At 61.9% G+C, this 5,785-nt stretch carries 9 protein-coding genes; 8 read left to right on the forward strand and 1 reads right to left on the reverse strand.

Features of this window, described 5'->3' with window-relative positions; genetic code table 11:
• The coding region (locus tag ACILSL_RS26505) for a serine/threonine-protein kinase (RefSeq protein ID WP_395735088.1) at nucleotides 1-688 on the reverse strand (688 nt) is incomplete at its 3' end.
• A gap of 198 nt (nucleotides 689-886) precedes the next feature.
• Here ACILSL_RS26505 and ACILSL_RS26510 point away from each other — a divergent pair.
• The 8 genes from ACILSL_RS26510 to ACILSL_RS26545 form a co-directional block, all read left to right on the forward strand.
• The gene (locus ACILSL_RS26510) at nucleotides 887-1,207 is read left to right on the forward strand and encodes a hypothetical protein (protein WP_395735089.1); all 321 of its coding nucleotides are present in this window, start codon (nucleotides 887-889) and stop codon (nucleotides 1,205-1,207) included.
• Between the two features lie 2 nt (nucleotides 1,208-1,209).
• Nucleotides 1,210-1,539, forward strand: a complete 330-nt coding sequence (locus ACILSL_RS26515; protein ID WP_395735090.1) for a hypothetical protein — start codon at nucleotides 1,210-1,212, stop codon at nucleotides 1,537-1,539.
• 3 nt (nucleotides 1,540-1,542) lie between these two features.
• On the forward strand, nucleotides 1,543-2,001 hold the full coding sequence (locus ACILSL_RS26520) for a hypothetical protein (protein ID WP_395735091.1): 459 nt from the start codon (nucleotides 1,543-1,545) through the stop codon (nucleotides 1,999-2,001).
• Nucleotides 1,998-2,648, forward strand: a complete 651-nt coding sequence (locus tag ACILSL_RS26525; protein ID WP_395735092.1) for a hypothetical protein — start codon at nucleotides 1,998-2,000, stop codon at nucleotides 2,646-2,648. Before ACILSL_RS26520 ends, ACILSL_RS26525 begins: the two co-directional genes overlap by 4 nt.
• Nucleotides 2,645-3,298 (forward strand): hypothetical protein, encoded by a 654-nt coding sequence (locus ACILSL_RS26530; protein WP_395735093.1) that lies wholly within the window; start codon nucleotides 2,645-2,647, stop codon nucleotides 3,296-3,298. The genes ACILSL_RS26525 and ACILSL_RS26530 overlap by 4 nt, the downstream gene beginning before the upstream one ends.
• A gap of 6 nt (nucleotides 3,299-3,304) precedes the next feature.
• Nucleotides 3,305-4,819, forward strand: a complete 1,515-nt coding sequence (locus tag ACILSL_RS26535) for a hypothetical protein (protein ID WP_395735094.1) — start codon at nucleotides 3,305-3,307, stop codon at nucleotides 4,817-4,819.
• Entirely contained in the window at nucleotides 4,816-5,511 is a 696-nt protein-coding gene (locus ACILSL_RS26540) for a hypothetical protein (protein ID WP_395735095.1), read from the forward strand. The genes ACILSL_RS26535 and ACILSL_RS26540 overlap by 4 nt, the downstream gene beginning before the upstream one ends.
• A 5-nt stretch (nucleotides 5,512-5,516) precedes the next feature.
• Nucleotides 5,517-5,785 (forward strand): hypothetical protein (locus ACILSL_RS26545; RefSeq protein WP_395735096.1); only part of this gene is annotated, 269 nt, incomplete at its 3' end.

Below are 5,785 nucleotides of genomic sequence, written 5' to 3' on the forward strand. Positions count from 1 at the left end.
CACTTTGGTAGCGATCGTTGCGGTCGGTCTTCATGGCTTTGAGCGCGATTCGATCAAGGCGCGGATCGCTCCCCACTTTTTTCGATGGCAACTCGAACCCGCCTCTCGGCATCTCTCCGGTGAGCATTTGGTAGAGCATCACTCCCACCGCATAGATGTCGGCACGCAGATCCACATGACCGCCCATCTCGAACATTTCCGGTGCGCTGTAATCTGGTGTCCCAAATCTCATCTCCGCGTTGGTAATAGCAGTGACCATGGGATCTAACGCCTTCGCCAAGCCAAAGTCCGCGACCTTCACGCGGCCGGCCGTATTGATGAGCACATTAGCCGGCTTGATGTCGCGGTGAACAATCCCTTGCGCGTGAGCGTACTGCAGAGCGTCACAGACCTGGCCCGTAATGAGCAGAGCCTGCTCGGTAGTGAGTTTGCCGGATGCCCGGATCATTCTGGCGACATCAGAGCCATCAACAAATTCCATGACAATGTAGAACTGACCATCAGGCGTCTCTCCGTATTCATGCACGCTGACAATGTTCGGATGGTTCATTTTCGCCAACGCGAGCGCTTCGTTCTTGAACCGCCCTTTGTTGTTGAGGGCAACGTCATCCAAGCTTTCCGGTGGCAGGATCTTGATCGCCACAAGACGGTCCAGTGACTTCTGCCGCGCCTTGTAAACCGCGCCCATACCTCCACAACCGAGCAGAGCGAGAATATCGTACTGCGGTAACTTGGCCTGGAGTTCCTCGACTGTCGGTGGATGCCAAGGTCGTCCCGGTGTGCTGGGCAGTATGGGGCCAGAACTAGACATAGTAGCGAGTGTTTACGACGCGCTGTGCTTTGGCAAGCTCCGAGTCATTGCGGTTGACACTGGGGCACTGGTGTCATGCCAGCCACCTTCGGAGCACCCAGCACCTTCGGCCTCTCCGCACCGGAGGGCGGTTACGTGCAGGAGTCTTCCTCCGACTCCAGCGTCGATGTGGCCACGATCCGCAACAACCTCGGTATCACGGTGAAGGCCGTGCCAAAGCCGCTGGTCACCAAAACGGTGACGATCAAGGGCAAGGGCGACGCCGCACTCGCCTCTGTCGCGGCGGGAAGTTTCACGGCTGGCACGCTGCGCGTCACCTCCGCCAAGCAGGCCGAGTCCAACGACGACTTCCCGGACTTTGAAATCACCGGCACCGCCTATTCCAACCTCGCCTGATCATGCCTGTTAACCTCGACGCCATTGGCATTCAATCCGTGGAACTCACGCTCGCCGAGAGCGTGGAAGTGACCCGCAAGGTGGAAACCAAACCGCTCCTCGACAAGGACGGACGCTTCGCCGACGCGAAGGCGTTTGATCCTTCAACGGAGTTCAGCCTGAAGGGCCGTGGCGATCTGCCAGCAGGCGTTGCCGCCGGCACCGATGGCGGCCTGGCCATCGCAGGGATCAGCGGCGGCGTGACCATCATCACCTCGGTCAAGGAATCGCAGAAGAACGACGACTGGAACAGTTGGGAATGCGGCGGCCAGAACTGGCCCAACGCCTCGTAAGCCATGAAGGAAGGCCAGAAAGTCCAGTTCGTGCGCGATCACGAAGCTCCGCTCAAAAGCAGCACCACGCCGATGGTGGCAGCCGGGCTGGCCAGCGGGTTTGCGTTTGCCGGAGAGAAACCGCTGCTCGACACGCTGGAGGAAGTCGATGGCGCTCCGCAGCGCACCGCGACATGGAGCCTGGACGGCGGCATCACCGCCACGTTTCGTCCTGCCTTCAAGGAGGAGACGATTGAGTTCGCCGAGTTCCGCCGCCGCTTTGAAAGCCTGGAGTGGTGCGGTGCCAATCCCGATCATCCCATCGCCTACCTGCGCGCGTTCAGCGACAAGCTGGGTTCGTTGCGCAACGAACTGCGCGGAATGAAGCCGCTGCTCCTGGTCCGACGCGGACGCCGCTTCGCCCTCATCCCGCAGGATGCGACGCCGGAAAAGAAAGCCCGCATCCTGAGCGAACTCGGATGAACCCGCAGGACGCACGGATGCAGTTGCTTGAAGCAGCGATTGCCGAAGGCCCGGGCGAGTTGTTCGGCTTGAAGCTGCGACCCGTTTCCCTTGGCACGCTCAATCTGTGCCGGCGACTTGGACTTTCATTGGTACTGCATCATGAGCAGGCCGCGTTGATTCCGGAAACCGAACGGCAGCGACAAGTCATGCTCTTCGTGTGGATGCACTCGGCTCCGCTCACCGAAGTGCTCGCGGCGGTTCGCGATGGTTCCTGGGACACGCCGTTCGGAGCCTTCGCCGAATCCTCCTCCGAACTGATCGTGCCCGAAGTGCTCGCGGAAATCCGCCGCGTGTCGCAGTTGGTGGATGCAGCACTCGTGGAAGTGCTGCCCAAGCCCGGCCGCTCCAGCGATGACGAAGCGCCCGCCGACATCCTCGAGCCGGGATTCACCGCGTCGCTGGTGTTCACGCTCGCACGCGAGACAGGCTGGAGTGAATCCTTCCTCCTCTGGCATCTGCCGCTGGCCCGCGCGCTGCAATACTATCACTGCGCACTGCGGGCCTCGCTCGCCTGGACCGTGAAGCCGGGGCCGCCTGTGCAGGCGCAGATCAACAAGCTGGAGCAGTGGGCCGCCGCGTTGACGCCGGACGAGGATGACGAATGAGCCGCGAACTGCGCATCAACACAACCGCCTTCAATGCCGCGCTCAACCGCTTCATGCAGCATTCCAAGCGTGATGCGGAGGTCGTGCTGCGCCAGCAGGCGCGCGGCTTGATGAAAAGCCTCATCGACGTCACTCCGCCTGGTGGCAAGAACGTGAGCAACGCCAAAGCACGGGCGCGCGGCATCAACAGCCTGAAAGCCGACGCGTTCAAGGTCGTGGAGGTCGTGTCGCCCAAGCGGGCAGAAGAGACGAACGTGGAATCCCTCATCAACCGCCACCGCGTACAGGGCCGGGTGAAGCAGGAGGTGACTCCACGCATTCTCGTGTCAGCCGCCGCGCTGCGCGCCTACTTGAAGAAGCAGCAGGCAAAGGTGGGCTTCCTCGCCTCCGGCTGGAATCAGGCGGCATCGAAGCTCGGATTCAAACCTCCCGCGTGGATCTGGAACAATCGCGGCCCGGGTGCCGTGGTGATCGAGGTCAATGACCGGCGCATTGCCGTGCGCGCCACCAACCGCGTGAAATACGCCAGCGGGTTTCGCGACATGAGCAGCCTCGTGCAATGGGCCGTGAATTTGCAGACGCAAAAGCTGCGCCGCCAGTTAACCAAATTCCTGGCCGGGACCGCCCGCCGCGCCGGGTTCAAATCCTGACACGCCATGGCCGCGATCACCGCCGAGCTTCAGCTCGAAGTATCCAAGTTCCAGCAGGCGTTGCGCCAGGCGCAGACGCAGTTGCGTGGGTTCAAGGGAGCAGCCGAAAAGGAAGGCAGGGGCTTGGGCAGTTCGATCTTCGGTGAACTTGGCAGCCAGGTTGCGGGTCTTGCCACCGTGGGCGGCATCACGGCGCTTGCCGCCGGTGTGAAAGGCATCATGTCGGACTTCGATGATCTCGCCGACACCGCGCTGCGTCTGAACGAGAGCACCGAAACACTCCAGCGCGTGGGTGGAGCCGCCGAACTCTCGGGTACCTCTGTTGAAGGTCTGGCCAATGCGTTCATCAAGCTGGAGCGCAATCTCGGTGATGTGGAAAACTCGAAGGCGCGTGAGGCTCTCGAACGTTACGGCCTCACCGCCGACAAGCTCGCCGCCATGCCGCTGGATCAGAAGATCCTCGCGTTGTCGGAAGCGTTTCAGAAGGCGCGCACTGAAGGCACCGGTCTGGCCGATCTTCAGGCGCTGCTGGGCAGGGGAGGGGCGGAACTGATCCCGTTGCTCTCGGCCAGCCGGGAGGAAATCGAAAAGCTCTTCGCATCCGTCAACGTGGTGACGGACGATTCTGTGCAACGCCTCGCCGCGATGAACGACGAGTTCGATTTGCTCGTGATGAACGCCAAGGCGTTCGCCGCCGAGGTGATTGTTGCGAACGTTGGTCTGGCAAAGATCGCGGGCCGTCTGCTCAAGGGTGAAGCCTTCGGCAACATTCTCAACGACATGGGCAATGAGGGACTGGACGCCGACATCGAACGCGCGGCGAAGGAGCGCGGCAGGAAGAAAGCCGCCGAGGCGCTCAAACAGGCCGAGGCTGAAAAAGCTGCGGCAGCGGCGGCGAAGGAGCGGCAGAAGGCCGAGGACAAGATCACCGAGCAGCGTCGCAACAACGCCCGGATGCGCGCCGACATCAGCCAGGGCGAACTCGATGTGCTGCCTGACGAACAAAAGTTTCAGGCGCTCCAGGACAAGCTCAGGGAAGTCTTCATTGATGCGCAAATCAGTTCCGGCAAAAGCATCCAGCCCACGCTCGAAGGACTCAAGAAACTGGCCGACGAGCAGCACACAGCGGGCAACTTTCGCGGCGAGGGCGCGACCCTGGAGAGGCTGAAGGAAGCGCAGCGCATGCATCACGAGCTGGACCAGCTCTCGGCGAAGATGCGCGAGAGCGGAGCCAGCGCAGCCGCCGATGCCGCCGCGAAGGCGGACAGGGATGCCAAGAAGAACAAGCCTCTGCCCGATGTGCCGCAGTATCGCACGTCGGGCAGCCTCGCCGGAGCCGTCAACCTCATCATGGGCCGCTCGGCCAATGAACTCATCCTCGACGAATCCAAGAAGCAGACGGGCGAGCTTCAGCAGATCAAGCGCACGCTGGAGCAGATCCGCGACAAGCCGGCCACCGCAGCGCCGAATCGAGTCACAGCCGCCGCGATGCCAGTCGACACGACGGCCCGGTTTGGATGAGCGCCTCTTTTCAAATGCTGGGCCTGAGCGGCAGCCGCGATGAACGCGGGCTGATCTCCATGGCGCTGCCCTTCAACTGCGCCACCCTTGATGAAACCCTCAGCGTGGGCCGCGTGTTCCCCTTCGGCCTGCCGGAGACGCGCCGTGCGGTGACGCAACTCGAAGACGGATCGTTCCAGGCCACCGTCACCTTTGAGGGCATCGAAGGCAGCGGCGAGAATGGCGATTCGGAAAGCTATGAGTTCGATTCGATGTTCCGGGAGGAGCCCATCGAGTCGCATCCCAACATCGACAAGATCAAGAGCACGTATGGCGGCTACGAGCGCGACGGCCGCATCCTCTTTCCCGAGAAGCTCACCTCATCCAAATCGAGCGGCAGCGGGTTGAGCGGAAGCAAGAGCACGTCGAGCGACAAGAACCCGCTCTTCGGCATGACCACATATCTTGTTCTCAACGCCGTGTTCCGTCACACCTACCTGCGGCGCACGATCCCAGGCGATCTATTGGACCGCGTGGGCACCACGGTGGACCGCCTGCCGGAGAGCTTTCCCACACCGGCCGGGCGCAACTGGCTCGTCATGCCGCCCAAGGCCGTGAAGCGTGGCAACGTCTTTGAAATCTCCGAGGAATGGACGCTGAGCAAGCCCGGTGAAAAATGGCCGGACGCGATCTACGGCCTCATCCAGCGCTGAAGACCATGAACGTGCGCGATCTATACGTTCGCAGAGGCGATCCGGTCCTGCCGGCCTGGAACCGGCTGCTGGAGTGGACGAAGCAGTTCCGGTTGTTCGCCGGTCGCGGCATCCGGTTCACGCGCACACCGAACGGCACCTTTGTCATTGCGGACCAGAACACGCTCTCATGGGATCATCCGTTTCGCGTGCAGGTGAGCGACAAGGAGGCGGCGATCACGCTCGGTACGATCAACAAACTCGTGCCCACCATCAACGGCGTGGCTCTCGATGC

The sequence above is a fragment of the Prosthecobacter sp. genome (assembly GCF_044222345.1).
Lineage (GTDB): Bacteria > Verrucomicrobiota > Verrucomicrobiia > Verrucomicrobiales > Verrucomicrobiaceae > Prosthecobacter.

What these genes read in the sequence shown, in the direction of transcription:
- ACILSL_RS26530 (WP_395735093.1), top strand. Translation starts at nt 2,645, where the DNA reads ATGAGCCGCGAACTGCGCATCAACACAACCGCCTTCAATGCCGCGCTC.
- ACILSL_RS26525 (WP_395735092.1), top strand. Translation starts at nt 1,998, where the DNA reads ATGAACCCGCAGGACGCACGGATGCAGTTGCTTGAAGCAGCGATTGCC.
- ACILSL_RS26520 (WP_395735091.1), top strand. Translation starts at nt 1,543, where the DNA reads ATGAAGGAAGGCCAGAAAGTCCAGTTCGTGCGCGATCACGAAGCTCCG.
- ACILSL_RS26540 (WP_395735095.1), top strand. Translation starts at nt 4,816, where the DNA reads ATGAGCGCCTCTTTTCAAATGCTGGGCCTGAGCGGCAGCCGCGATGAA.
- ACILSL_RS26510 (WP_395735089.1), top strand. Translation starts at nt 887, where the DNA reads ATGCCAGCCACCTTCGGAGCACCCAGCACCTTCGGCCTCTCCGCACCG.
- ACILSL_RS26515 (WP_395735090.1), top strand. Translation starts at nt 1,210, where the DNA reads ATGCCTGTTAACCTCGACGCCATTGGCATTCAATCCGTGGAACTCACG.
- ACILSL_RS26535 (WP_395735094.1), top strand. Translation starts at nt 3,305, where the DNA reads ATGGCCGCGATCACCGCCGAGCTTCAGCTCGAAGTATCCAAGTTCCAG.